Origin of the sequence: Secundilactobacillus pentosiphilus (genome assembly GCF_002217985.1) — a bacterium.
GTDB lineage: Bacteria > Bacillota > Bacilli > Lactobacillales > Lactobacillaceae > Secundilactobacillus > Secundilactobacillus pentosiphilus.
Genome location: NZ_BCMI01000026.1, coordinates 1 through 26,351, shown reverse-complemented (window position 1 = coordinate 26,351; position 26,351 = coordinate 1). Strand labels below are relative to the sequence as shown.

Below are 26,351 nucleotides of genomic sequence, written 5' to 3'. Positions count from 1 at the left end.
TGGAGGTAACGGATAATGGAACTCAGTGATATTAAACATGATATAAAAGCCATGACAAGTGAAATCGATGGCTTTGGGAGGTCTCTTTGACTTAGATGCCCTGAACGAAAGTATTTCAATCAATGAATCAAAAATGGCTGAACCCGGTTTTTGGGATAATCAGCCTAGGGCCCAAAAGTTAATTGATGAGACCAATCAGCTAAAAGCGAAATCAGAATCATACCAGAGTTTGAAGAATCAGTTGGGCGATATTTCAGTGGCAGTTGAACTGTTGGAGGAGGGGCCTGATGCTGAGGTCCAAAGTGAATTGGAAACCAACTTGGCGAAACTCAAGAAGAACTTGCAGCAGTACCGGTTAAACTTACTGCTGAACGGGCCTTACGATGCTAATAATGCTATTTTGGAAATTCACCCTGGTGCTGGCGGTACTGAATCCCAAGACTGGGGGTCAATGCTGTTAAGAATGTATACGCGCTGGGCTGAACAGCACGGTTTTACCGTGGAGACGTTAGACTATCAAGCCGGTGAAGTTGCCGGGATCAGTTCGGTCACCATTTTAATTTCTGGTCATAATGCCTACGGGTACTTACGTTCGGAAAAGGGCGTTCACCGGTTAGTTCGGATCTCGCCATTTGATTCTGCTGGACGGCGGCATACATCGTTTGCTTCAGTAGATGTGCTGCCGGAACTGGATGAGTCAGTAAACATTGAAATCAACCCAGCTGATTTAAAAGTTGATGTTTACCGGGCCAGCGGGGCAGGTGGCCAACACGTTAACAAAACGTCATCAGCGGTGCGGATCACTCACGAACCTACGGGAATCGTGGTCGCCAGTCAAGCGCAACGATCACAGTTGCAAAACCGTCAAACAGCGATGAATATGTTAAAAGCTAAGTTGTACGAACGGGAAGAAGAAAAGAAAGCTAAACAGAAGGCCGCAATCGAGGGCGAACAGCTGGACATCGGCTGGGGTTCTCAGATTCGTTCCTACGTTTTCCATCCGTATACCATGGTGAAAGATCACCGCACAAACTATGAAACAGGTAACGGACAAGCTGTTATGGACGGGGATTTAGATCCGTTTATTAATGCTTATTTACAGTATCAATTGGAGCAAGCCAACCCTGATTGATGATGGAAACGTCTGACATCATCTCATTGAGAAACGTTAGACGTTTTTTATTTCTATGAAATTAGTTAACGGCCTATATCATTTGTGCTATTGTATACTGAAAAGCGGCCGTAAAAGGTTTATGCTATACTGCTTTTAGAAGCAGATAATGGAAATGCGGGTGTGGATAATGACAATTGGATTATTAATTTTAAGTTTGGTGGCCCAACCAGTTTGGTGGTTCGGCTTGATTCGGGAATGGTGGACCGCGGATCGACGTATTCAACGGGAACGGCAGAACTTTGGCAGTGCAGTTTACGCTGATAAATATGAAGTTCGCCACTTTGTGCTCATGAGTCTTGCTTTTGGCTTAATTGTGTCGATTATTTCATTTGTCGTGGGAATGACCGTGCCCATTACTTGGTGGGTCTGTTACACCTTGTTAGCACTGATTATGATCTTGATTGGACTAGGTTCGCGACTTCCAATCACCATTTTTGTTGGATCCGTGGTACTGTATGACTGGTTCAAGCATAGTCATTTGAGCCAGCAGATAATGGGATCTATGCAGCCGTTGAATTTTTCCGGTAGAACGGTTTCGACTGCTAACTTAGTGATCTTACTGGCAATTGTTTTATTCATGCTCGGTGTTTGGCTGAAAAGAGTTGGTGGTCGTTTTGCTTCTCCCAAAATTTTCGCCCAAAAAAGGGGTAAACTGATTGCCGGTTATCCATTTAATGAACTCTTGGTAGTGCCAGCGCTAGTGTTGGTTCCTGGAAACCTGATCAGCACCCATTTTGCATTTTGGCCAGTCCTATCAATCGGGGGGACAAGCGTGACACCGTTGTTCCTACCGCTGTTATTTGGCCTAAACTTAACGATTTTTAAGCAAAATCCTAAAGCTGCCTTTCAACGATTGGCCAAAGGTTTCCGAATTCTGGGTATCCTGGTACTCGTTGGCGGGATCCTGTCATTCTTTGCTAAGTCAGCAGTCTTAATCGTTTTAGGCTTAGCTTATGTGTGCTACGTGGGCTGTTTAATCAACACCCGCTGGCACGACCGCCGGCAGTCGTTTTGGTTTTCAAAAGTCGATCATGGTGTTCGGGTACTAGGCATCAAGCCCGAAACGCCAGCGGCTAAAATGGATGTCCAAGTTGGCGATATCATTACCAACTGCAATGGGCAGGCGGTGAGCTCGGAAACCAATTTTTACGAAGCTTTATTGTTAGATCCAACCTATTGTCATCTTAAAATTCAGACACCAGAGGGTGATTTAAAAGTAACGGAAACAGCAATCTTTGACGGTGCACCGCATGAAATTGGTATTGTCATGTTTAAAGATTAGGAGGACCTTATGCAAAAAGTCTTAGTTGTTGATGATGAGCCAGCAATTGTTACGCTGTTGACATACAATTTGGAAAAGGCTAATTACGAGGTGGATGCGGCAGTTAACGGACCAGATGCGGTTCAATTGGCAGGTGCCAAACACTATGACGCGATTTTATTAGACCTGATGCTACCCGGTCTGGATGGTGTTGAAGTGACTAAGAAACTGCGTCAGGAAAAAGTTGATACCCCGATTTTAATGATTACGGCAAAGACGGATGAATTTGATAAGGTATTTGGACTGGAACTTGGGGCGGATGATTATATTACCAAACCGTTTAGTCCAAGAGAAGTATTAGCACGGTTGAAAGCCGTTTTGCGGCGAACACAGGTCAATTCTGATAAAACAACTGACTTTGATGATAGTCAGCAATTACGGGTGGGCAATATTTTAATCGATCAAGCCACGGTAACAGTGACGGTTGACGGACGCAAAGTTAAGCTGACGCCTAAGGAATTTGAACTGCTGGTTTACCTGGTAAAACGACCTAACCAAGTTTTAAAACGTGACCAGATGCTAGAAGGTGTTTGGGGGTTTGATTACGCGGGGCAAACACGGATGGTGGATATTCATATCTCACATTTACGGGATAAAATCGAGGCGGATCCTAAGCACCCCGTTTATTTAAAGACCGTTCGCGGGTTTGGCTACCGCTTTGAGGCACCGCAACATGGTTAAACGAATTAGTTTAGAGTATTTAGTGACGTTAGTTGTCAATATGATCGTTTTTATTTTGGTTGCCCGGTTATTCATCAATCAGGAAATGGCCGCTCACGCTATTTTCCGGTTAATGACATTAAACCTCGCAATTTCTGCCATTGAAGTCGGACTCTACAATTGGGCTTTTCGGCATCGGCAGCAGCCGGTGACAGCGATGACGCACAAAGTTGAGGCGATGCTCAAGGATGAAGAACCGGCACATGTGCTGTTGCGCAAAGACAATGATTATTATGAATTGGCGATGGCCATTAATCGTCTGCAGACTCATCAGCAAAAAGGCTTACGTTCTAAAGCACAGCAGGGTGAAGAATTAAGGCTGCTGCTGTCTTATTTACCCATTGGGGTCATGGTGATCGACCGCTACCGCAAAGTAGAAATGGCAAATGCAGCCATGGCTGAATTCTTACAAACAGAGATTAAACAAAGGCGGCATCCCTACACACAGGATATTCATCAGTTTGAACTGGTTTCTTTAATCGGTCAGGTTTTTAGTGAGAAAAAGTCCGCACGTAAGGTGATCACACTGCCTGGAATGCCAACCGAAAAGCGGGTAGAGGTTTCCGTTATTTATACGTCAACGTCGGAAGATTTCTTTCAAATTTTGGTCCTGCTGTATGACGTCACGGAGATTTATGCAGTGGAAAAAATGCAGATGGACTTTTTGTCTAATGCGTCTCACGAGTTAAAGACACCGGTGACTGCGATTTCCGGTTTTGCCGAAACACTGCAGGCTGGTGCCAAAAACGATCCGGAAGCGTTAAATCAATTTTTGGACATTATTCAAAAAGAAAGTAAACGCCTGACTGAGCTCATCCAAGATGTACTTTCAATCTCACGGATTGAATCGCAATCCATATCCCACCAGAAAATGAGTGATATCGACATTTCTGAGCTGGTAGATGAGCAGCTAAGCACGTTACAGCAAATGGCGTCAGTGAAACACATTGTTTTGGTCAATCAAATTCCAGTGGGAGAAGTACAGCACACCGATGAGCGGAAGGTAGTTGAAATTATCAAAAACTTAGTTTCCAATGCGATTAAATATAATCGTGATAATGGTTCGGTAACGGTTGATTATGAAGCTACTGAGCAAGAGTGGAAACTTAAGGTGACAGACACGGGGATTGGTATCGCTCAAAATGAACAGGCTAGAATCTTTGAGCGTTTTTACCGAGTGGATACCTCCCGTACTAAGCAGGTTGTGAATGGTACCGGACTTGGGCTGGCCATTGTTATGGAATTGGTTCAGTCTTTGCAAGGCCAAATTTCAGTTGACAGCCAACGGGGGGTCGGGAGTACTTTTTCGGTCACTTTCCCAATTAAGCAGCACCAATAGGTCCTCATTTAATTTAATTCCAGGTACTCAGCTGACTGAATACCTGGAATTTTTTTGTTCAATCATAAAATTGGTATAGTGACAAAGTACAAAAATTTACATAACCTTTACAAAGAAATGCATATTACATTTACATTGTATCCGTATACTGTTTTTGAAAGATGAAATGGGAGGCTTGAACATGCGAAAAAAGTGGTGGATTCAGGGCCTGCTGCTAGTTGGCCTTATAGTGCTGGGCGGCTGGGCGTATCAAACCAGACAAATCAATAAAGCAAATATGACCATTACCGCTGTGGGTTCAACAGCTTTACAGCCACTGGTGGAAGCTGCTGGTGAGGACTATGCCACTCATCACCTAGGGACTTTTATTAACGTTCAGGGTGGCGGTTCAGGAACCGGTTTGAGTCAAGTTCAAGAAGGCGCGGTGGATATTGGCAACTCGGATGTTTTTGCGGAGGAGCAAAGGGGGATCAAAGCTGACCGGCTTCAGGATCACCGGGTTGCAGTTGTTGGCATCACGCCCATTGTCAATCATTCAACGGGAATCGATCACTTAACGACTGCTCAGCTAATTAATGTATTTACTGGGAAAATTCGTAATTGGTCACAAGTGGGTGGTAAGAACCAAAAAGTGGTGATCCTAAACCGGGCTCAAGGTAGCGGTACCCGTACCACTTTTGAACGGTTCGGCCTTCAAAATCATCGCAGTATCGCCGCTCAAGAGCAGGATTCTTCCGGAATGGTTCGCCAAATTGTTGCAACGACGCCTGGCGCGATTAGTTACGTTGGCTTTTCATACGTTAATAAATCAGTCCAGGCTGTTAGCTTAAACGGCGTTCAGCCAACAAATCAAAATGTTGAGCATAACCGGTGGTTAATCTGGTCATATGAACATATGTATACGAGTAATCAGCCGCAGCCGCTGGCACAGAAATTTATTAAGTATATTCAATCTAAAAAAATTCAAAATTCCCTGGTTCGGCGATTAGGCTATATCAGCATGTCAGATATGCAGGTTGTTCGGGATGGTCAGGGCAGTGTACGTCAAGCGGGGGCAGGTCATGAATAAAAAATTACAAGAACAGCTTCTTAAGCGCTCGAAGGCTGCTAAGATGGAGCGATTTGGAAAAACCATCAGCTTTTTAGCGTTAATGCTCATCACGGTAACCGTTTTTGCAATTATCATTTTTGTGGCTTCCAAGGGGCTTTCCACCTTTGTCACTAATCACGTTAACATCGTGGATTTTTTAACCGGTAAGAATTGGAATCCCAACGTGACGGATTCAAAGGGGCAGCCAGAGGTTGGCGCTTTGCCCATGATCAGCGGTTCCTTTGTGGTCACTATTTTATCGGCACTCTTAGCCACACCGTTTGCGATTGGAACGGCCATTTTTATGAATGAGATTTCGCCGCATCGTGGGGCCAAACTTTTACAGCCGGTGATTGAACTGCTGGTGGGAATTCCATCAGTTGTTTATGGGTTTATTGGCTTAACCGTTATTGTACCAGCTGTTCGTAGTGTTTTCGGAGGTAGTGGGTTCGGTATTTTGGCGGGGACCTTTGTTCTCTTCGTCATGATTCTGCCAACGGTCACCTCAATGAGTGTGGACGCCTTAAGATCAGTTCCGAGATATTACCGGGAAGCCGCCTTGGCTTTGGGCGCCACCCAGTGGCAAACCATCTATAAAGTGGTTTTACGGTCTGCCACTCCCGGAATCTTAACCGCCATTGTTTTTGGAATGGCACGGGCTTTTGGTGAAGCGCTAGCCGTTCAAATGGTGATTGGGAATGCTGCGTTACTGCCGACAAACTTAGTGTCGCCAGCGTCAACCCTGACGTCGGTGTTGACGACGGGGATTGGCAACACGGTCATGGGCTCGTTACAAAACAACGCGTTATGGTCACTGGCGCTGGTTCTGCTGATCATGTCGTTGATCTTTAACCTAGTGGTTCGCATGATTGGCCGGAAAGGAGCAATGTCGAAATGAATCCAAAAGTAAGTAATCAAATTGCCATTGCGATGCTTTACGTGATTGCCAGTACCATTGTGGTGATCTTGGCAGCACTGTTGGGGTACATTATTATTGGTGGACTGCCAGCAATCAGTTGGCATTTTCTGACTTCACCAGCGAAGGCGTTCACTAGTGGCGGCGGAATTGGTATTCAGTTATTTAACTCGTTTTATCTGCTGATACTCACGATGTTGATCTCCTTTCCCATTGCGTTGGGTGCCGGGATCTATTTAAACGAGTACGCCAAACAAAATTGGGTAACGTCACTGGTTCGAACGTCCATTGAAATTTTGAGTTCACTGCCATCAGTCGTTGTGGGGCTGTTTGGTTTCCTGATCTTTGTGGTACAGTTTGGTTTTGGCTTTTCAATTTTGTCCGGTGCTTTTGCGTTGACGTTCTTTAACTTACCGTTATTGACTCGCAGTATTGAAGAGGCTTTAGCTGCGGTGCCTAATGAACAGCGTGAAGGCGGCCTGGCTTTGGGTCTTTCAAAATGGGAAACGGTTCTTCACATCATTGTGCCGGCAGCACTGCCAACGATTTTAACGGGTGTTATTTTAAGTGCTGGGCGCGTTTTCGGTGAAGCAGCCGCACTGATTTACACTGCTGGTCAAAGTGCACCAGCCCTGAATTTTACCGACTGGAATCCGTTTAATATCTCGAGTCCCTTAAATCCAATGCGGCCTGCCGAAACGTTAGCCGTTCACATTTGGAAGATCAACTCAGAGGGAATTATGCCGGATGCTAAAGCAATTTCTTCCGGTTCTTCAGCGGTGCTGGTGATTTCGGTTCTGGGCTTTAATTTATTAGCACGGTTTGTTGGCCACCGGTTATTTAAACGGTTCACAGCGGGTTAGAGAGTCGGATGAAAGTCATGGTAGGAGGTAAGAACAAATGCTGATCAGTCCTTCAAGCCCGTATTCAAATGGCGGGTGGCTGGAACGTAACATTGTCGATCCCAGTTTAAAAGGCCAACAGCCAATTGTGTTGGAAACCAAGCAGCTTCACGTTTATTATGGTGATAATGAAGCCATTCATGAAGGTGATTTAAAGTTTCCAGAACACCGGATATCAGCGCTGATTGGCCCGTCTGGATCAGGAAAGTCGACGTATTTAAGATCGTTGAACCGAATGAACGACGGGATTGCTCGGGTTACGGGTGAAATCTTATACCGGGGTGTCGACATTAATCGACCAGAAATCGATGTTTACAAAATGCGGCGACGCATTGGAATGGTTTTTCAACGCCCCAATCCGTTTTCAAAATCGATCTATGACAATATCACTTTTGCGTTAAAACGTCGGGGTGTTACGGATAAAAGAAAATTGGACGAAGTCGTTGAGACCAGTTTAAAACAGGCGGCGATCTGGGATGAAGTTAAGGACAAACTGAAAAAAAGTGCTCTGGCGCTTTCAGGTGGTCAGCAGCAGCGGCTGTGTATTGCTAGGGCAGTTGCCATCAAACCGGATATTTTACTGCTGGACGAACCTGCCAGTGCCTTGGATCCAGTGTCTACCAGTAAGCTGGAAGAAACACTGCTGCAGCTGAAGGAAGACTACACCATCGTAATTGTGACCCATAACATGCAGCAAGCGGCTAGAATCAGTGACTACACGGCGTTCTTTAACATGGGACGAGCGCTGGAATATGACGAGACTTCACAAATCTTTACTAGTCCTAAAGTTCAGCTGACTAATAATTACGTTGCCGGAGACTTTGGTTAGGAGGGTGCCATGACTAAACTATTAGAAACTCACGATTTACACGTTTATTATGGTCAAAATGAAGCTCTCAAAGGGATTGATCTCTCGTTTGATGAGGGCGGGATCACCGCTTTGATTGGACCCTCAGGATCAAGTAAATCCACGTATTTGAGGACACTCAATCGCATGAATGATTTAATTCCAAACGTCACGATTACAGGAACAATCAAGTTCCGTGGTCAAGATGTATACGCGCCGCAGACCGATTTAGTGACCTTGCGAAAAGAAATTGGGATGGTTTTTCAGCAGCCTAACCCGTTTCCCTTTTCGATTTACGACAATGTTGCTTTTGGCCTAAAGCTAGCTGGGGAAAAGGACCACGAACGTCTAGACCAAGTTGTGGAAACCAGTTTGAAGCAGGCAGCCGTGTGGGACGAGGTCAAGGATCACCTGCATGAAAGTGCGTTATCACTGTCAGGCGGCCAGCAGCAGCGGGTCTGTATTGCGAGAGTATTAGCCGTTTCACCGCAGATTATTTTACTTGATGAGCCGACGAGTGCGCTGGATCCAATTTCCAGTAGTCAAATTGAATCGACTTTGTTAAAATTAAGGACTGATTATACCATCATTACGGTGACCCATAATCTGCAGCAGGCCTCACGGATTTCTGACCGAACTGCCTTTTTTATGAATGGTGAAATAATCGAAGTTGATGATACTAAAAAAATCTTTATGAACCCGGCACATAAGCAAACTGAAGATTATATCAGCGGCCGGTTTGGATAAAACCAGAGGAGGGTATCAATGAGACGCTTATTTGATGATGAATTAGATGAACTTGACAATGGTTTTACCGAAATGGGTATCTTGGTTAGTAACGTGGTGCAGCAGTCGGTGGACGCTTTCATTGATCACGACCGGCAGGTAGCGCAAGCCATCATTGACCATGACCATGAAATCAATGAGCGTGAGATACAATTGGAATCGAAGTCCTTTGAGATCATTGCCCTTTATCAGCCAGTAACTTCTGATCTGAGGGAAGTTGTAACGATTTTAAAGGCGGTATCTGATTTGGAACGGGCCGGTGACCATGCGCGCAATATTGCCCATGCAACGATTGAAGTTAAAGGCAATACCCGGGTTGCTGAAATTGAAACCCAGATAGCTGAAATGGGCCACTTAACCACCGACATGGTGAAACAGGCTATTCAAGCATACGTTGATAAGGATGAAGAGGCGGCTAAGGCGTTAGTCACGGTTAACGATCACTTAGTTGAGTATCGCGATCAGATTATGCGTGACAGCTACAATAAAATTACGATGGATGCCAACGTACTGGTCGCAGCAATGAACTACAACAACGTGGCCGCTGACCTAGTACGGATCAGCGATTATTTGACCAACGTTGGCGAGTGGATCGTCTACTTAAAAACCGGTCAAATCGTTGAATTAAAGTTAATGAAATAATTTATCAGCAAGTGACGACAGCGGCCTAGATCGATCAATATTTCAACCAGCTTTTAGCTGATGCTAGCCAAAAGTGGTTCACAAAGTCGTTAGATTGCCGAATCACGCTCTTAAACCCAAATTTTAGAAAATAGCGCCTATGCCGGTAAAGGATACCGGGATAGGCGTTATTTGGGTTAAATGGCGGGCAGCTATCGCATTTTGTCACGCACTCGCGGCGGAATTCAAATCAAAAGGCACGATTAAATTGTCTATCTTCACTTGAGTGGGTATAATGATTCTAGTGGCGAAATTCAAGTTACTTCATTAAGTTGAGAGCTGTAAGTAGGCTGCGGCGGCTGGCCGCAGCCTGGAGATACTTTTAATGGGTAACTGGAAATGAGGTGATTTTTTGATGAATAGCAAACGTCGACTAACACGTTCGTCAAAGCGCATATTAACCGGGGTGCTGGGAGGAATCGCCGAGTATTTTGGGATAAGTGCTGCGTTAGTTCGCATCATTTTTGTTATCCTAACGATTTATCCAGGCCATGTTTTGTTTGGCCTACTCGTTTATTTACTACTTACCGTATTGATACCGGAAGATTCTGGTACAGCGCATCACTCAACGTTCTGGGGATCAGGAACGCAATCGCGTTCTCGAAAAGAACTCCACGATGTTACTGAAGAAGATACGGATAAAAAGTGAGTTGCAGAAGATGAAATTTTGGGTTCGAATTTTAATTAATGCGGTGTTATTTATAGCACTCGCTGGATTTTTAAAAGACAGTTTTTACGTTGCTAGCCCCTGGATCGCACTGGTTGCCAGTGTGGTACTATCGCTGTTGAACGCGTTAGTTAAGCCGATTTTAGTGGTTTTATCGTTACCGATTACGATTGTGACGTTAGGTTTGTTTAGCATCGTGATCAACGGGGCAATGTTGCAGTTGACCTCGATGCTGATTGGCAATGATTTCCACTTTAGCTCATTTGGCACAGCGCTGTTAGTTGCAATTTTAATGTCAGTTTGCAACGCGGTGATTTCGGACTATGTTGGGCATGAGCATCGTAACGGTTAAAACAGTTAATTAAGGCTTTTACCACCGCAATTTCCATTAAGGCCAGATTTAGAAAGAAGGTTGAGCTGCTACTGGCTAGTGTTAGCTAAACCGGTTTTAATGGAGATGTTTCTAAGCGGTGTATGAATAATACCCGATGGCTAACCGGGGGAAACTAAAGTGATAGCGCTTTAATGATGATGCACGTCAGTGTACCAGTAGCGGTCAATAATTTGGCAGAAAGTGTAACAGTTGCTGATTTAGTTAAAAATATTCGGTTGGATGTTATCTATGGTGATGATCTTTTAGATAGCCGTAAGGTTTCCACGAGTGATATTTCACGGCCCGGACTTGAATTGACGGGGTACTTTAACTATTATCCAGCCAAACGGATTCAGCTTTTAGGGATTACTGAAACCTCCTTTGCAAAGGGCATGAGCCACGACGATCTATTAAGTGTCATGAGGCAGATGTGTCAGCCCGAAACACCTGCGTTTGTGATTTCAACTCAGCTTGAGCCGCCGGAAGAACTGCTTCAGGCAGCTAAGGAAACCGGAATTCCCATTCTTGGCACCAAAATGACGACGTCTCGCGTTTTGAGTAACATGACCAACTACCTTGAAGGCCAGCTTGCAGAGCGACAGTCCTTGCATGGTGTTCTGGTTGATATCTATGGTGTTGGTGTTTTGATCACCGGTGATTCCGGGGTCGGTAAGAGTGAAACCGCCCTTGAGCTGGTTAAACGCGGTCACCGGCTGATCGCGGATGACCGGGTGGAAGTTTACCAGCAAGATGAGCAGACCTTAGTTGGTGAAGCGCCAGCGATCCTATCGCACCTGTTGGAAATTCGTGGTATCGGCATCATCGATGTCATGAACTTGTTTGGTGCGGGGGCTGTGCGTAGCGACACTGACATTGAGCTGATTGTTCACCTGGAAGCATGGACGCCGGACAAAAAATTTGATCGGTTAGGCAACGATGCTGAAACGCAAAAGATCTTCGACGTCGAAATTCCGAAGATTTCAATTCCGGTTAAAACTGGTCGCAATTTAGCCATTATTATTGAAGCGGCGGCCATGAACTTTCGGGCGCGCTCGATGGGGTATGACGCAACCAAAGTCTTTGATCAAAACTTAAACCGGCTGATCAAGAAAAATTCAAATCAAAAATAAATTAATGATAATCGAAAGTGAAGAGGTGGCACCTTGCGGGGAATTCTTGCAGCACTAAATCCCATTGCGTTTCATTTGGGACCGATTCAGGTACATTGGTACGGCATTATTATTGCCAGTGCCGTCATTATTGCGGTAACCTTGGCAGTTCGCGAAGGCGGTCGCCGAAACGTCGACGCCGATGACATCTACGATATGATTTTGTACGCATTACCAGCTGCTATCATTGCAGCACGGATTTATTACGTGGCCTTTGAGTGGCCGTATTACTCTCAGCATTTGTCAGAGATCATCCAAATTTGGGATGGCGGTATTGCCGTTTATGGTTCTTTGATTGGTGCTGGGATTGTGGTATTCTTCTTTTGCAGGTCACGATTCATCCCGGTTTGGTTGATGTTAGACATTGCCGCACCAACGGTCATTATGGCACAGGGAATCGGTCGATGGGGTAATTTCATGAACCAGGAGGCCTTTGGTCAAATCACCAGTCTGAGTTTTCTTCAGGGGCTGCATTTGCCGCACTTTATTATTTCTCAGATGCTGATCAACGGTGCTTACCGGCAGCCCACCTTTTTGTATGAATCGACCTGGGATATCTTGGGCTTCATTGTTTTAATGAGTCTGCGGCATCGCCAAGGACTTTTTAAGCAAGGTGAGGTATTCTTAAGCTACGTCATTTGGTATTCATTCGGCCGCTTTTTTGTTGAAGGAATGCGGACCGATAGTTTGATGTTGTTTGACACGTTACGGGTATCGCAGCTGTTATCCGTGGCCTTGTTCATTGGCGCAATTGGACTTGTTATTTATCGTCGACGGCTTGGCAGTCAAATTTCAATGTATCTGGACGGCAACCCATATTCAAAAAAGGCCCAACAGGCTAAAAATTAAGGAGAAATGACTATGTCTGAAAAAATTGCAGTATTAGGTGCAGGTTCTTGGGGCAGTATTCTGGCAAATCTACTGGATGAAAATGGCAACGAAGTCTCACTTTGGTCATATAAACCACAGCAAGTTAAAGAACTCAATGAAAAGCATACTAATACGCATTATATAAAGGATTTTACGTATTCTGAAACCCTTATAGCCTATTCAGATTTAAAGCAGGCACTCACCGGTGCCACCACCGTATTGTTTGTTGTACCGACTAAGGCTGTTCGTTCAGTGGCGAAGGATACTAAAGCAGTTCTGGAAGAACTGCAGACAAAGCCGCAATTGATTCACGCTAGTAAGGGAATCGAACAGGGAACTTATAAGCGGGTTTCCGAAATCTTAGCAGAAGAGATCCCAGCTGATTTGCGTAAATCAATCACGGTCCTTTCAGGGCCAAGTCATGCGGAAGACGTTGCCAAGAGAGACATTACACTAGTGACGGCTGCCAGTGCTGATTTGGACGCTGCCAAGCATGTCCAGCGGTTATTTATGAACCGCTACTTCCGGGTTTACACGAATAGTGACGTGATCGGGGTAGAAATTGCGGCTGCCTTGAAGAATATCATTGCGTTGGGTACCGGTGCTCTGAACGGGTTAGGCTATGGTGATAACGCTAAGGCGGCCCTGATGACACGGGGCCTTGCTGAAATTTCACGGCTTGGTGCGTCATTCGGTGCCAACCCGCAGACCTTTACTGGGCTAGCCGGTGTCGGTGATATCATCGTGACTGGAACCAGTAAAAACTCACGAAATTACCGTGCTGGTGATGAACTGGGTAAGGGTCAGACCCTAGAAGAAGTGGTTGATACCATGGGCATGGTCATTGAAGGTGTTGCAACGACTAAGGCGGCTTACGAATTATCTAAGCAGCGCGGCGTTGAAATGCCAATTACTGCGGCCATCTATCAAGTCCTCTACGAAGGCAAGGATATTCGTAAGGCTATTTCTGATTTGATGATGCGTGAAGGCCGTTCAGAGTTTTAGGTGACAGCCTTATTTCTCGACAAACTTACAAAAAGATAGTAAACTAAGCTTCGTTTATGACTCACGAAGATTGATCAAATTATTCAGTGTCGCATTCGTTGCGCTTGAAAGGGGAAGTAGTATGGCTAAACAGTATGATGTAATTGTAATTGGTGCAGGTCCAGGCGGGATGACCGCCGCACTCTATGCATCCCGTGCCAACTTGTCCGTACTCATGCTAGATCGTGGTATCTATGGCGGTCAGATGAACAACACTGCGGCGATTGAAAATTATCCTGGGTTCTCATCAGTTATGGGACCGGATTTAGCAGAGGATATGTATAAGGGTGCCACGCAGTTTGGGGCGGAATACGCCTATGGCAGCGTGGAATCCGTTGAAGACCAAGGTGCCATCAAGGTTGTGACAACAGATACGGATACCTTTGAGACTAAGGCAGTCATTATTGCCACCGGGTCGGAATATCGTAAGCTGGGGGTTCCCGGTGAGGAAAACTATGGTGGCCGCGGGGTTTCGTATTGCGCGGTTTGTGATGGTGCTTTCTTTAAGGGCCGCGAAGTAATCGTGGTTGGCGGCGGTGATTCTGCCGTTGAGGAAGGTCTTTACCTGACTCAGCTGGCTTCTAAAGTAACGGTTATCCACCGTCGTGATCAGCTGCGTGCTCAGAAGATTATCCAAGACCGAGCGTTCGCAAACGATAAGATGAACTTCGTTTGGAACAGTAACGTTAAGGAAATCCTTGGGGACGACCAAAAAGTAACGGGTGTTAAAGTGCTGAATAACAAGACGGGTGAAGAATCAACCATTAATGCCAGTGGCGTCTTCATCTACGTTGGCATTTTACCTAAGACTGAGCAGTTTGCTGGCTTGGGTATTACTGATGACATGGGCTGGATTGAAACTAATGACCACATGGAAACCAAGGTTCCCGGTATTTTTGCGATTGGTGATGTTCGGGTTAAAGACCTTCGCCAAATTACGACTGCCGTTGGTGATGGCGGAGTCGCTGGTCAACAAGTCTTTAAGTACATTGAATCGTTGGCTGACAATGGTGCAACTGTAAAGTAAGTTGAAATGACGCATTTAAAAAGCAAAAAAAGGAATGGCTAATGGCCATTCCTTTTTTGGTATTCGAAGAAATTAAGTCGTATTTCTAATCAGTTACTATATAATAAAGGGGAACTGGAAAATACAAAGGGGATTTAAAAATGCAGACATTAGCCAAGCAATTAGCCAAACAGCTACCCTATGATGTTAGGGAGCTGACCCATAACGATGAAGATCAAATTTACCGCCTGCAAAAACAGCATCAAGCCTTTTTTGAATTGTTCTTGGATCATAAGCTCACTAAGCGGGAAGCTGTTTCCGACCTCGATGAAGTTGCCAGTGAGGCAATGGCAGCACAGAAACATTATTTAGGGCTGTTCACTGGGGATAAATTAGTGGCCACTATTGATTTGACCGTTGATTACCCGTTACCTCAATTAGTCTGGCTGGGACAATATTTTGTTGATGAAAATAGCATTTCTGAAAGTGACCGGACGGAAATTCTTAATCAGGTGCTTTTATTATTAAAGAAACTAACCGCAGTGCAGGTTCAGTTACTGGTACTTAAGGACGATCAAGCGGGGCAGCATTTTTACGACAATGCTCAGTTTGAACGGGTGAGCGAAACGAGAACTCAGGTCGGACAGACGTTTATGGATGCAATAATCTATCAAAAAACGTTGTAGTATTTTAACGGTAAAAGGCTGTTGTGGCGGTCTTTATACGCGTACTAGCCGGTGCTGATTCTTTCGTTGGCGAAAATACGTTCGCTATGTTAGAATAGACAAACGCATGTGGGAAGGCACTCGCTTTCCTGCTTTTAACGTGTACTGAATTTAAGGGGGTAAGCCATTTATGATTGAACGGCAGGAAAATCGTCAGTTTGACCTAGTTTCAAAGTATCAGCCCACCGGTGATCAGCCTGAAGCAATCAAAGAATTGACTGAAGGCATTGAAGAGGGCAAGAAAGCTCAAGTGCTGCTGGGTGCGACTGGAACGGGGAAAACCTTTACCATTTCCAACGTGATCAAAAACGTGAATAAGCCAACGCTGATTTTGTCCCATAACAAAACGTTGGCTGGCCAGCTTTATGGCGAATTTAAGGAGTTCTTCCCCAATAACGCGGTTGAGTATTTTGTCAGTTATTATGATTATTACCAGCCTGAAGCGTACGTGCCATCAAGTGATACGTATATTGAAAAAGATTCGTCAATTAATGACGAGATCGATAAGCTGCGTCACTCCGCCACTAGTTCGTTACTCGAACGCAACGATGTGATCGTGGTGGCCTCAGTGTCTTCGATCTTTGGTTTAGGGGACCCAACTGAATATAAGAACCACACGGTGACCCTTAGAGTTGGTGAGCAGATTGAACGCAATGATTTAATGCGCAAGCTGGTCGATATCCAATTTGAACGCAATGACATTGACTTTCAACGTGGCCGTTTCCGGGTTCATGGGGATGTACTGGAAATCTTCCCAGCTTCTCACGATGAACACGCGTTGCGGGTTGAATTCTTCGGTGATGAAATTGATCGGATTCGTGAAGTCGATGCTTTAACGGGCGAAATTATTGGTGACCGTGATCATGTTGCCATCTTTCCAGCCACCCACTTCATGACTAATGACGATATTATGGACCGGGCAATCACTGGGATCGAAGCTGAGCTGAAGGATCGGCTGGCCTACTTCGAAAAAGAGGGCAAGCTGCTGGAAGCGCAACGCTTAAAGCAACGGACCACTTACGATGTGGAAATGTTACGGGAAATGGGTTACACCAACGGAATTGAAAACTATTCACGGTTTATGGATGGCCGTAAACCCGGTGAACCACCGTATACGCTACTGGATTTCTTCCCGAAAGACTTCCTCTTGGTTGTGGATGAATCGCACGTTACTATGCCGCAGGTTCGTGGTATGTATAATGGTGACCGTTCGCGTAAACAACAGCTGATCGATTACGGTTTCCGGTTGCCTAGTGCACTTGATAACCGGCCGCTGAAACTCGATGAATTTGAAAAGCACGTTAACCAAGTTGTTTATATGTCGGCTACCCCTGGAGATTACGAGATGGACCAGACGGACACGGTCGTTCAGCAAATTATCCGGCCAACTGGGTTGCTTGATCCTACTGTGGAAGTTCGACCAATCATGGGTCAAATGGATGATCTAGTGGGTGAGATCAATAAACGGATCGATGCTAACGAACGGGTCTTTGTCACGACTTTAACTAAGAAAATGGCCGAAGATTTAAGCGAGTATCTAAAAGATTTGGGTATTAAAGTGGCTTATTTGCATAGTGATATCAAGACACTGGAACGAACCCAAATTATTCGTGATCTGCGGCTGGGTAAATACGATGTGCTGGTTGGCATCAACCTGTTGCGGGAAGGTATCGATGTTCCTGAGGTTTCATTGGTTGCCATCTTGGATGCTGATAAGGAAGGGTTCTTACGTAACGAACGGTCACTGATCCAAACGATGGGCCGGGCTGCTCGAAATGTCCACGGATCCGTTATTATGTATGCTGATACCGTGACGGATTCCATGAAAAAAGCGATGGATGAAACTGCCAGACGGCGTAAGATTCAAATCGCGTATAATAAGAAGCACGGCATTACACCTAAGACCATCAAGAAGGACATTCGTGATTTGATCAGTGTGACGAAACCGGACGAAAAGGCCGGTAAGAAGGATGATTTTGTCGAAACTGACTTTGAGTCAATGACGCTTGAACAGCAACGGGATATGATTAAGCGACTTGAGGATGAGATGCGCAGTGCCGCTAAGAAGCTTGATTTTGAACATGCGGCAACGCTGCGTGATACGGTGCTGGAATTAAAGGCTGAACTAGACGGGTAATAAGGGGGACATAGTTTTTGGTAAACGATTATATTGATATTCACGGGGCCAGAGCCCATAACTTAAAAAATATTAACGTCAAAATTCCAAAGAATAAGCTGGTAGTAATGACCGGCTTGTCCGGTTCTGGAAAGAGTTCCCTGGCGTTTGATACGTTATACGCTGAGGGTCAAAGACGTTATGTCCAAAGCCTTTCAGCCTATGCCCGTCAGTTTTTAGGCCAGATGGATAAGCCTGACGTCGATTCTATTGACGGGCTTTCACCGGCAATTTCTATTGATCAAAAGACTACCTCTAAGAACCCGCGGTCCACGGTAGGAACCGTTACCGAAATTAACGACTACCTCCGATTGCTATGGGCCCGGGTAGGGACACCCATTTGTCCTAACGATGGGACCGAGATTTCCAGTCAATCCGTTGAACAGATGGTTGACCGGGTTCTTGAACTGCCGGAACGAACTAAGCTGCAAATCTTGTCACCAATCGTCCGGGAGAAAAAGGGCCAGCATAAAAAAGTCTTTGATAAAATCAAGCGTGAAGGGTTTGTGCGGGTCCGCATTGACGGCAAGGTTCACGACGTTGATGAAGAAATTGATTTGAATAAAAACCAGATGCATTCAATTGATATTGTTGTTGACCGAATTATCGTGAAGCAGGGGATTCGTTCCCGGCTATTCGATTCATTTGAAGCAGCCTTGCGATTAAGCGGCGGTTATGCCGTTGCTGATTTAATTGATGGCGATCCCATCATGTTTTCCGAACACTATGCCTGCCCAGTCTGCGGGTTTACCGTGGGTGAACTTGAGCCGCGGCTATTCTCGTTTAACGCACCGTTTGGGGCTTGTCCAGATTGTGATGGATTGGGTATGAAGATGGAAGTGGATCCGGATTTGATCGTTCCCGATACGACTAAGAGCCTGCGTGAAGGAGCCGTTGCACCGTGGGATTCGAGTTCAAAATACTATCCAGAGATGCTGCGTCAAGCCTGTGAACAGGCTAAGATCGACATGGACACGCCCTGGGAAAAATTACCTGAAGCGGCACAGCAGTTTGTCCTTTACGGATCAAAGGGAAAGAATTATCACTTTGTTTTGGATAGTGATTTTGGTGGAGTTCGGGAAACGGACGCCCCATTTGAAGGGGTCATTAACAATGTGGAGCGTCGCTATCATAACGGCTCAGACTTTACTCAGGGCAAGATGCAGCAGTATTTCCGTGAGTTAACCTGCCAGACTTGCCATGGCTATCGTCTGAACCGTAAGGCCTTAGCCGTTAAGATCGGCGGTCATCATATCGGTGAGGTTTCTGACCTAGCGATTAGTAAGGAACTGCCCTTCTTCGAAAAATTACACTTTAGTGAACAAAATGAAACGATTGCGAAACCCATCTTAAAGGAAATTCGTGATCGATTGACGTTCTTAGAAAACGTGGGTTTAGATTACCTGACGCTGAGCCGTTCCGCCCGAACATTGTCGGGTGGAGAAGCCCAGCGGATCCGCTTGGCAACGCAGATTGGCTCTAACCTATCTGGGGTGCTTTATATTTTAGATGAACCGTCCATCGGGTTGCATCAACGGGATAATGACCGGCTGATTGCTTCTTTAAAGAAGATGCGTGATTTGGGGAATACGTTAATTGTTGTAGAACACGATGAGGACACTATGCGGGCAGCCGACTATTTAATTGATATTGGACCGGGTGCGGGAGCAGATGGCGGTAAAGTGATGGCAGCCGGGACACCTAAACAAGTTGCGCGGGTTAAAAAATCGTTAACTGGTCAGTATTTATCCGGCAAAAAATTTATACCGGTACCAACTCAGCGGCGTCAGGGTAACGGCAAAAAGATTCGCATTACCGGGGCGGCTGAAAACAATCTGAAGGATATTACCGTTGATTTTCCGTTAGGGGAGTTTGTGGTGGTCACCGGTGTTTCGGGGTCTGGCAAGTCCACGCTGGTCAACACGATTTTAAAGCGGGCACTCGCTCAGAAACTGAACCATAATTCCGAAAAACCGGGTAAGTATAAATCCGTTAGCGGTGTTAAGAATATTGAGAAGATCGTCAACATTGATCAAAGCCCAATTGGCCGGACGCCTCGCAGTAATCCCGCAACGTATACCGGCGTATTCGATGATATTCGGGGCTTGTTTGCTCAAACCACTGAGGCCAAGATGCGCGGCTATCAGAAGGGCCATTTTAGTTTTAACGTCAAGGGTGGACGCTGTGAAGCCTGCCATGGTGATGGTATTTTAAAGATTGAAATGAACTTTCTGCCTGATGTATACGTGCCTTGTGAGGTGTGTCATGGCAGCCGTTACAACTCAGAGACCCTGGAAGTGGAGTATAAGGGTAAGAACATTGCTAACGTGTTGAATATGACAGTGGATCAGGCGCTGGACTTCTTTAGTGCCATCCCCAAGATCACCCGGAAGCTGCAAACGATTCATGACGTGGGCTTGGGTTACGTTACTTTAGGCCAGCCCGCAACCACCTTATCGGGTGGTGAAGCACAACGGATGAAGCTGGCTGCTGAATTGCAGAAGAAGGCCAATGGCAAGAACTTTTATATTCTTGATGAGCCAACTACCGGCTTACACACGGATGATATCAAGCGTCTGCTGGAGGTCTTACACCGCTTAGTCGATAACGGCAATACAGTTTTAATTATTGAACATAATTTAGACGTGATTAAGACCGCAGATTATTTGATCGATTTAGGTCCGGAAGGCGGTGACGGCGGCGGCCAAGTCGTGGCTACTGGAACCCCCGAAGAGATTGCTCAAGTTAAGGCCAGCTACACGGGTCAGTATTTAGGGCCGGTACTGGAACGAGATAAGCAACGGATGGCGAAAGCCCAGAAGGCAGAAGCAGTGAAAGCAAAGTAAACGTAAAGTAAACAAAAGCGTTCCGGAATTTATCAAAATTCTGGAACGCTTTTGTTTACTTAAATTAGCGATTTAATGATTAAAGTAAAACCGTTATCAATATCAGCGCACTGACAACTTGAACGATCAGCAAACCGCCGCCGTAAAGTGCCAGCTTTTTACCGGCTTTAACGAACGCGGCAAAGTTTAGCCGCAGACCAATGGCAGCTAAAGCGGTCACCTCACACCAGCCGGATAAGCCGTGAGCTAGGCCTGAAATTGCGGGATTAAAGGCAAACCAGGAGTTGAGTGCACACAGCACGACAAAACCAATGACGTACCATGGTAAAGCTCGCCGCCAACTATTTTGAACCGTGGCTTCAACGCCTTGCTCAGACTGATGATGCTGGTGAATACGACTAAAAATGATGACGACCGCCACCAGCATGACGATACGGAGAATTTTAAACAGCGTGGCGTAAGTCGTCGTGGGCTGGTTGACCATGGTTGCACTGGCAATGACTTGACCCACTGACTGAACGGTGCCGCCAATTAAAGCCCCACGCAAAAAGTTATTGTGATGAAAGGCGAGCAAACTGATAACTGGCAAAGTGAGCATTAAAATGGTTCCCATCAGGTTGACCAGGGTGACGGCCAAACGCTTTTCTTCATCCTTGGCTTCGATGGCTGGGGTGATTGCCGCAATTGCCGAAGAACCGCAGACGGCGTTTCCACCGGCCATCAACAAGGTCATCCCTTCTGAAAAATGCAGCAGCTTGCCGAGAAATAGGGCGCCGCAAATAGTAATGGTCATTTGCAATAAGATGAAAGCTATCCCGGTTAGACGCAGTTCACGGATGGTCTGAAAAGTGATGGTGGCACCAAGCAGCAGTACCGAGTATTCTAACAGTCGTTTTTCAGCCCAAGCAGTACCGCTTTGCCACATGGGCTGGCGGATAATGGTATTTCCCAGCAGGATACCGATCAGTAGGGCAACGGTTGGGGCACCAATCCCCTTGATTAAAAATGAATTGATTAACTGACTTATAATGGCGATGATAAGACTGAGTATGAGTCCTGGTAAAACGGCACGTTCCGGCTTCATAAATCGTTTTCCTCCCTTTTAATACTTGATGAAGTATACAGAACCTTGTACCATTAATAAAATACTAAATAATAATAGATTCTATTAAAAATCTTAATTGATAGGAGAAGACAACGTGGATAAACTTTTAGTGACTTTTATGGCGGTTTATGAAACCAGAAATTTTTCGTTGGCTGCTAAGCAGTTATTTATTTCTCAGCCAAGTGTTTCCGTACAAATTAATCAACTGGAAAAGCAACTGGGCGTCAGTTTGTTTGACCGCAGTGGGCATCGCCAAGTTCAGCCGACCTTAGCAGCTGCTAAGCTTTTTAGTACTGCTGAACAACTGCGGCGTACGTGGGAGCAAGGCTACGAGCAGCTTAAACAATCGGCTGAACAGCCGCAAATTAAGGTTGTCCTAGGCTTTTCTCAAACAACTTCGGTAGAGTTATTGCCCAAAGTGATCAAACTGTTATTAGCAGATTTAAGGTTTCAATTTGAAATTAAAACGATGAATTCAGAAAGTATTCTTCAAGCCGTGGTTGATCGCCAAGTTGCTTACGGCATCATTGAGAAGCCAATCGTCGCCGACTACGTTTTGCAAACGGAACTTCCTGGTGATCAGCTGGTTTTAGCGGGCCATGCCGATGAAAGGCTGTGGCTATTACGCGAACCTGGTTCAGGTGTGCGGCACTATACCGAGGCGTATATACATGAACAGGGGATCGTGCCGCAGCAAACACTCGTTGTCGATAGCAACCAAAGTATTATTGGATTGCTGACTAACGGTATTGGTAAAACCTTGATGTCTGAGGGAATACTACCTGATCAAGTATCCCGTCAACCGTTAAGCAGTCAGTATCACCGCCATTTTTACTTGATTGGTTTGGATCAGCAGCCCAACGCCCAGCTGGCAGATTTGAGAAACGTGCTCAGCCAAGTCATCTTGCAGCCGTAACGGAATTTTTCACCATGAGTTGCCCTTATCCGTCACAATCGCTATGATTGACGTATGAGAATCAGTCTATACAGAGTAGGAGTGTGGGATATGTTTAGTTTGCGGCCCCGATGGGGATTTGATTGGCACGAATTCATTACTGGTGTTTTAAGCTTAGTTGCAGCTTACGTAGTGGTCGGGCTACCGAAGGTGAGTTTGACAGCGATCGCAGTGCTCTTTGGTTTTTTAGCGATACTTAGTGGACTGACGACCTTATCCGGTGTGGCTAGACTACGTGATTTTGTCGGTAACTGGGCCAACGCCGCGCTTATTTTTGCCATGATTGATTTACTGATTGGGCTTTTCTTTATTATTAAGCCCAGTAGCGGCATTGTGGTTCTGGGATACGTGGTTGCTTTTTGGTTTATCATTGACGCCGTTGAGAGGTTAGTGGTTGTTGGTCATTTACGTGACTTTGGTACCGGTTATTTCGTGGCGTCAATTATTTTGGATAGCTTGTCACTGCTGTTAGGGATCTTGTTGCTGATTAACCCAGTGATTGCGATGGTATCCGTCACGTGGCTGATTGGTCTTTACTTAATTATTTTTGGTATTAATGCCATTATTTTGGCATTTGCAAGACGGTAAATAAAAAAGCAAAAGTGCTGCCAAAGACTCTGGCAGTTATTTTTTTGGCAAAACACCCGGTTGAAATTAGTAATGGAACGCCTGGTGTGTTAAAATGTTTAAATGATTGATTTGATTGATGGGAGATAGAACGATGAACAATGATGTGCAACTGGTCATTATTTCTGGAATGAGCGGTGCTGGTAAAACAGTTGCCATGCAGGCTTTTGAAGACCTGGGGTATTTTTGTATTGATAATATGCCACCGTCGTTAATGAATAAGTTCTGGGAACTGGTTCGAGAAACTGGCAAAATCAAGAAAGTTGCCGTTGTTATCGACCTGCGTGCGAAGGCCTTTTATGATGAAATTGTCCAAATGACGGATGATATTTCGAATCTAAACCGATCAGATGCAGCGCAAATCGTCTTTTTAGATGCTGATGATGAAACTTTAGTTTCGCGTTATAAGGAAACCCGTCGTTCACATCCGCTGGCGCGTAATGGCAGAGTGGTGGATGGCATTAAAGCCGAACGCAAGCTATTAGCGCCACTTAAGCAAGCGGCACAGCTGGTAATCAATACCACTGAGTTGTCGCCGCGTAAACTGCGTGAAGAAATTTTCCATAATTTTGAAGCTGGCGATATTGAGAAGTTTCATATTGAACTGATGTCGTTTGGGTTTAAGTACGGGTTGCCAATTGACGCTGATATTGTGATGGATGTGCGTTTTTTGCCTAATCCATACTATAAACCAGAATTAAAGAATTTAACCGGTGTTGATCAGCCCGTCTATGACTACGTGATGAAGCAGCCTGAAACGGAAGCTTTTTATAAGCAATTTTTGGGGTTACTTGAATCGATCATGCCTGGCTATAAACGGGAAGGAAAGAATAACTTGACCGTGGCCATTGGCTGTACTGGCGGCCAGCACCGGTCAGTTGCACTAGCTGAACGGCTTGGGAACGCCCTGGGAGAAAAATATCCCGTGCATATTACCCACCGTGATATTTCAAAGCGAAAGGAAACAAATTAACTATGATGGAAGAACGACATCGACCTAGGATCGTAGTGATTGGCGGAGGAACAGGTTTGCCAGTCATACTGCGTAATCTTAAGAAACACGATGTAGACATCACTGCCGTTGTTACTGTGGCAGATGATGGTGGATCATCTGGAATTATTCGAAACTATGTCAACGTGGTGCCGCCTGGTGATATTCGAAACGTTGTGGTGGCCTTATCACAGTTGTCACCGCTAGTTTTGCAATTATTCCAGTATCGATTTGACAGCAAGGATCAATTTTTTGCCGGTCATGCGCTGGGCAACTTAGTTATTGCGGCGTTATCGGAAATGAAACACGGTATTTTTGATGCCGTCCAAGAACTTTGCGATATTATGCAAGTTGATGGGCACATCTATCCAGCAGCCAACGAGCCGTTAGAGCTTAACGCTGAGTTTTCGGATGGGACGACGATGACGGGTGAGTCTGAAATTACGGCCGCCCACAAGCTGATCAAGCACGTTTGGGTGACTTCTAGTCTGCACAAGGGTATCGCCCCGCAAGCTGTTAGCGAAGTGATCGACGCCATTATGGATGCTGATCAAATCGTGTTGGGACCTGGTAGCTTATTTACTAGTATTTTGCCCAACCTGATGATTGGTAACGTCGGTGACGCGCTTCGTAAAACACAGGCTGAAGTGGTGTATATTTGCAACATTATGACCCAAAAGGGTGAGACTGAAAGGTTTACTGATGCTGATCACGTCAGGGTCTTAAATCAGCATTTAAATCAAAACTTCATTAATACCGTGTTAGTTAACACCCAAACGGTCCCTGATGAATATATTGATTACCAGCGCTGGAACGAAATGTCACGCCAAGTTGTTCATGATTTCCACGGTCTTCGCAAACAAGGCTGTCGGGTGATCTCCGCTGATTTCTTGGAATTAAGGGACAACGGTGCGTTCCATAACGGCGAATTGGTCGTAAACGAACTAATGAACCTGTTAGGACAGGTGACTTCGAGGTTTGCTGAGGGGAGGTAGTGCCATGTCATTTGCTAGTGAAGTCAAAAAAGAACTGACAACACTTGAAGTTCATCGGGATAACGCCAAGGCTGAATTGATTGCGCTGATTCGGATGAACGGCTCGATTGCAATTTCTAATCACCATTTTGTACTCAACATTCAAACGGAAAATCCGGCAATTTCACGTCGGATTTACCAGCTTTTGAAGCAGTTTTATGACGTGGAAAGTGAACTGATGGTGCGTCGTAAAATGAAGTTAAAGAAAAACAATCTTTACATTGTTCGGGTGAATCAAGGGACTGAAAAAGTTCTTGCCGACCTGGGAATTTTTAAGGACGGCCAGTTAACTGAGAAAGTTTCACCTGAGCTGTTAAAAAATGACGGACAGGTGCGCTCGTATTTACGGGGAGCGTTCTTAGCTGGCGGATCAGTCAACAACCCCGAAACATCTCGGTACCATTTAGAGATTTATTCCGTTTACGAAGACCACAATCAAATGATTGCTGAAATGATTAATCGTTATGATTTAAACGCCCGAACCACGGCTCGTCGCGGCGGATTTATCACCTACCTTAAAGAGGGTGAGAGAATCGCTGATTTTCTGTCTTTGATTGGGGCTTCCAGTGCCATGCTCAAGTTTGAGGATGTGCGTATTATGCGGGATATGCGTAATTCAGTTAACCGGTTAGTCAACTGTGAAAACGCCAATATGGACAAGGTTGCTAACGCGTCCAGTAAGCAGATCGAAAACATTGAATTCATTCAATCCACCGTTGGGTTAGATCAGTTACCGCCGAAGTTAAGGGAAGTAGCAGAAATACGCCTTGCTAATCGCGAAGTGAGTTTGAAGGAACTCGGTGCAATGCTGCCTAGCGGTTCAATTTCAAAGTCTGGTATCAACCATCGATTAAGTAAGATCAGTGACTATGCGGACAGTTTACGGACTGCCAAAGTTGTCTAGTCAGTAATGAAAAAAAGACGAACTCAGATGAGTTGCGATAATCCCTTTATGGTTGTCAGATGAAATACAATAATTCATCTGAT

The 26,351-nt window shown here is 45.3% G+C and carries 25 protein-coding genes; 24 read left to right on the top strand and 1 reads right to left on the bottom strand.

Going from position 1 to position 26,351, the window contains the following annotated elements; all coding sequences use genetic code 11:
* Positions 1-15 precede the first annotated feature (15 nt).
* The 19 genes from prfB to uvrA all read left to right on the top strand — a co-directional run bounded on the left by prfB (position 16) and on the right by uvrA (position 20,652).
* Positions 16-1,132, top strand: a protein-coding gene (prfB, locus tag CES81_RS10705) for a peptide chain release factor 2 (RefSeq protein WP_096000542.1) whose coding sequence is annotated in 2 segments (ribosomal slippage) — positions 16-75 and positions 77-1,132 — 1,116 coding nt in all. Because the reading frame shifts where the segments join, the coding sequence is not laid out codon by codon here.
* 169 nt (positions 1,133-1,301) lie between these two features.
* Complete coding sequence (locus CES81_RS10700; RefSeq protein WP_089121744.1) at positions 1,302-2,456, top strand: PDZ domain-containing protein; 1,155 nt, start codon at positions 1,302-1,304, stop codon at positions 2,454-2,456.
* A gap of 9 nt (positions 2,457-2,465) precedes the next feature.
* Positions 2,466-3,176, top strand: coding sequence for a response regulator transcription factor (locus CES81_RS10695; RefSeq protein WP_089121743.1), 711 nt, complete (start codon positions 2,466-2,468; stop codon positions 3,174-3,176).
* Positions 3,169-4,554, top strand: coding sequence for a two-component system histidine kinase PnpS (gene pnpS, locus CES81_RS10690; protein WP_089121742.1), 1,386 nt, complete (start codon positions 3,169-3,171; stop codon positions 4,552-4,554). The genes CES81_RS10695 and pnpS overlap by 8 nt, the downstream gene beginning before the upstream one ends.
* Positions 4,555-4,735: 181 nt before the next feature.
* Positions 4,736-5,623: a phosphate ABC transporter substrate-binding protein PstS family protein gene (locus CES81_RS10685; RefSeq protein ID WP_089121741.1), complete on the top strand. Its 888-nt coding sequence runs from the start codon at positions 4,736-4,738 to the stop codon at positions 5,621-5,623.
* Positions 5,616-6,542, top strand: coding sequence for a phosphate ABC transporter permease subunit PstC (gene pstC, locus CES81_RS10680; RefSeq protein ID WP_089121740.1), 927 nt, complete (start codon positions 5,616-5,618; stop codon positions 6,540-6,542). Before CES81_RS10685 ends, pstC begins: the two co-directional genes overlap by 8 nt.
* Positions 6,539-7,423: a phosphate ABC transporter permease PstA gene (gene pstA / locus CES81_RS10675; RefSeq protein WP_089088184.1), complete on the top strand. Its 885-nt coding sequence runs from the start codon at positions 6,539-6,541 to the stop codon at positions 7,421-7,423. Before pstC ends, pstA begins: the two co-directional genes overlap by 4 nt.
* Positions 7,424-7,460: 37 nt before the next feature.
* Positions 7,461-8,291 (top strand): phosphate ABC transporter ATP-binding protein PstB, encoded by an 831-nt coding sequence (pstB, locus tag CES81_RS10670; protein WP_089088183.1) that lies wholly within the window; start codon positions 7,461-7,463, stop codon positions 8,289-8,291.
* A gap of 9 nt (positions 8,292-8,300) precedes the next feature.
* The gene (gene pstB / locus CES81_RS10665) at positions 8,301-9,056 is read left to right on the top strand and encodes a phosphate ABC transporter ATP-binding protein PstB (RefSeq protein WP_089121739.1); all 756 of its coding nucleotides are present in this window, start codon (positions 8,301-8,303) and stop codon (positions 9,054-9,056) included.
* An 18-nt stretch (positions 9,057-9,074) separates the two neighbouring features.
* Positions 9,075-9,737, top strand: a complete 663-nt coding sequence (gene phoU / locus CES81_RS10660; RefSeq protein WP_089121738.1) for a phosphate signaling complex protein PhoU — start codon at positions 9,075-9,077, stop codon at positions 9,735-9,737.
* A 394-nt stretch (positions 9,738-10,131) separates the two neighbouring features.
* Positions 10,132-10,425, top strand: coding sequence for a PspC domain-containing protein (locus CES81_RS10655; protein ID WP_089121737.1), 294 nt, complete (start codon positions 10,132-10,134; stop codon positions 10,423-10,425).
* A gap of 10 nt (positions 10,426-10,435) precedes the next feature.
* On the top strand, positions 10,436-10,795 hold the full coding sequence (locus CES81_RS10650) for a phage holin family protein (RefSeq protein WP_089088179.1): 360 nt from the start codon (positions 10,436-10,438) through the stop codon (positions 10,793-10,795).
* Between the two features lie 212 nt (positions 10,796-11,007).
* Positions 11,008-11,946, top strand: a complete 939-nt coding sequence (gene hprK / locus CES81_RS10645) for an HPr(Ser) kinase/phosphatase (protein ID WP_089088264.1) — start codon at positions 11,008-11,010, stop codon at positions 11,944-11,946.
* A gap of 33 nt (positions 11,947-11,979) precedes the next feature.
* Complete coding sequence (gene lgt, locus CES81_RS10640; protein ID WP_089121736.1) at positions 11,980-12,834, top strand: prolipoprotein diacylglyceryl transferase; 855 nt, start codon at positions 11,980-11,982, stop codon at positions 12,832-12,834.
* 12 nt (positions 12,835-12,846) lie between these two features.
* The gene (locus CES81_RS10635) at positions 12,847-13,860 is read left to right on the top strand and encodes an NAD(P)H-dependent glycerol-3-phosphate dehydrogenase (protein WP_089088177.1); all 1,014 of its coding nucleotides are present in this window, start codon (positions 12,847-12,849) and stop codon (positions 13,858-13,860) included.
* A gap of 121 nt (positions 13,861-13,981) precedes the next feature.
* The gene (gene trxB, locus CES81_RS10630; protein ID WP_089088176.1) at positions 13,982-14,926 is read left to right on the top strand and encodes a thioredoxin-disulfide reductase; all 945 of its coding nucleotides are present in this window, start codon (positions 13,982-13,984) and stop codon (positions 14,924-14,926) included.
* Positions 14,927-15,066: 140 nt separating this feature from the next.
* Positions 15,067-15,591: a hypothetical protein gene (locus CES81_RS10625; protein WP_089121735.1), complete on the top strand. Its 525-nt coding sequence runs from the start codon at positions 15,067-15,069 to the stop codon at positions 15,589-15,591.
* Between the two features lie 169 nt (positions 15,592-15,760).
* Positions 15,761-17,767, top strand: coding sequence for an excinuclease ABC subunit UvrB (gene uvrB, locus CES81_RS10620; protein ID WP_089088174.1), 2,007 nt, complete (start codon positions 15,761-15,763; stop codon positions 17,765-17,767).
* 17 nt (positions 17,768-17,784) lie between these two features.
* The gene (gene uvrA, locus CES81_RS10615) at positions 17,785-20,652 is read left to right on the top strand and encodes an excinuclease ABC subunit UvrA (protein ID WP_089121734.1); all 2,868 of its coding nucleotides are present in this window, start codon (positions 17,785-17,787) and stop codon (positions 20,650-20,652) included.
* 79 nt (positions 20,653-20,731) lie between these two features.
* Here uvrA and CES81_RS10610 read toward each other — a convergent pair whose 3' ends face one another.
* On the bottom strand, positions 20,732-21,736 hold the full coding sequence (locus CES81_RS10610) for a YeiH family protein (RefSeq protein WP_089121733.1): 1,005 nt from the start codon (positions 21,734-21,736) through the stop codon (positions 20,732-20,734).
* Positions 21,737-21,851: 115 nt separating this feature from the next.
* Between CES81_RS10610 and CES81_RS10605 the strand changes: the two genes are divergently transcribed.
* The 5 genes from CES81_RS10605 (at position 21,852) to whiA (ending at position 26,268) form a co-directional block, all read left to right on the top strand.
* A complete protein-coding gene (locus CES81_RS10605) occupies positions 21,852-22,673 on the top strand; it encodes a LysR family transcriptional regulator (protein ID WP_089121732.1) in 822 nt (273 codons plus the stop codon).
* 90 nt (positions 22,674-22,763) lie between these two features.
* The gene (locus CES81_RS10600) at positions 22,764-23,300 is read left to right on the top strand and encodes an HdeD family acid-resistance protein (protein ID WP_089121731.1); all 537 of its coding nucleotides are present in this window, start codon (positions 22,764-22,766) and stop codon (positions 23,298-23,300) included.
* A 133-nt stretch (positions 23,301-23,433) separates the two neighbouring features.
* A complete protein-coding gene (gene rapZ, locus CES81_RS10595) occupies positions 23,434-24,312 on the top strand; it encodes an RNase adapter RapZ (RefSeq protein WP_089088169.1) in 879 nt (292 codons plus the stop codon).
* 2 nt (positions 24,313-24,314) lie between these two features.
* Complete coding sequence (mgfK, locus tag CES81_RS10590; protein ID WP_089088168.1) at positions 24,315-25,325, top strand: gluconeogenesis morphogenetic factor MgfK; 1,011 nt, start codon at positions 24,315-24,317, stop codon at positions 25,323-25,325.
* Between the two features lie 4 nt (positions 25,326-25,329).
* Positions 25,330-26,268, top strand: a complete 939-nt coding sequence (gene whiA / locus CES81_RS10585; protein WP_089088167.1) for a DNA-binding protein WhiA — start codon at positions 25,330-25,332, stop codon at positions 26,266-26,268.
* The last annotated feature ends 83 nt before the right edge of the window (positions 26,269-26,351 follow it).

Coding starts and splice junctions, on each gene's coding strand:
- CES81_RS10655 (WP_089121737.1), top strand. CDS start 10,132: ATGAATAGCAAACGTCGACTAACACGTTCGTCAAAGCGCATATTAACC.
- pstC (WP_089121740.1), top strand. CDS start 5,616: ATGAATAAAAAATTACAAGAACAGCTTCTTAAGCGCTCGAAGGCTGCT.
- CES81_RS10650 (WP_089088179.1), top strand. CDS start 10,436: ATGAAATTTTGGGTTCGAATTTTAATTAATGCGGTGTTATTTATAGCA.
- phoU (WP_089121738.1), top strand. CDS start 9,075: ATGAGACGCTTATTTGATGATGAATTAGATGAACTTGACAATGGTTTT.
- whiA (WP_089088167.1), top strand. CDS start 25,330: ATGTCATTTGCTAGTGAAGTCAAAAAAGAACTGACAACACTTGAAGTT.
- CES81_RS10700 (WP_089121744.1), top strand. CDS start 1,302: ATGACAATTGGATTATTAATTTTAAGTTTGGTGGCCCAACCAGTTTGG.
- mgfK (WP_089088168.1), top strand. CDS start 24,315: ATGATGGAAGAACGACATCGACCTAGGATCGTAGTGATTGGCGGAGGA.
- pstB (WP_089088183.1), top strand. CDS start 7,461: ATGCTGATCAGTCCTTCAAGCCCGTATTCAAATGGCGGGTGGCTGGAA.
- uvrB (WP_089088174.1), top strand. CDS start 15,761: ATGATTGAACGGCAGGAAAATCGTCAGTTTGACCTAGTTTCAAAGTAT.
- CES81_RS10695 (WP_089121743.1), top strand. CDS start 2,466: ATGCAAAAAGTCTTAGTTGTTGATGATGAGCCAGCAATTGTTACGCTG.
- pnpS (WP_089121742.1), top strand. CDS start 3,169: ATGGTTAAACGAATTAGTTTAGAGTATTTAGTGACGTTAGTTGTCAAT.
- pstB (WP_089121739.1), top strand. CDS start 8,301: ATGACTAAACTATTAGAAACTCACGATTTACACGTTTATTATGGTCAA.
- rapZ (WP_089088169.1), top strand. CDS start 23,434: ATGAACAATGATGTGCAACTGGTCATTATTTCTGGAATGAGCGGTGCT.
- CES81_RS10610 (WP_089121733.1), bottom strand. CDS start 21,736: ATGAAGCCGGAACGTGCCGTTTTACCAGGACTCATACTCAGTCTTATC.
- CES81_RS10625 (WP_089121735.1), top strand. CDS start 15,067: ATGCAGACATTAGCCAAGCAATTAGCCAAACAGCTACCCTATGATGTT.
- CES81_RS10635 (WP_089088177.1), top strand. CDS start 12,847: ATGTCTGAAAAAATTGCAGTATTAGGTGCAGGTTCTTGGGGCAGTATT.
- CES81_RS10685 (WP_089121741.1), top strand. CDS start 4,736: ATGCGAAAAAAGTGGTGGATTCAGGGCCTGCTGCTAGTTGGCCTTATA.
- trxB (WP_089088176.1), top strand. CDS start 13,982: ATGGCTAAACAGTATGATGTAATTGTAATTGGTGCAGGTCCAGGCGGG.
- CES81_RS10600 (WP_089121731.1), top strand. CDS start 22,764: ATGTTTAGTTTGCGGCCCCGATGGGGATTTGATTGGCACGAATTCATT.
- pstA (WP_089088184.1), top strand. CDS start 6,539: ATGAATCCAAAAGTAAGTAATCAAATTGCCATTGCGATGCTTTACGTG.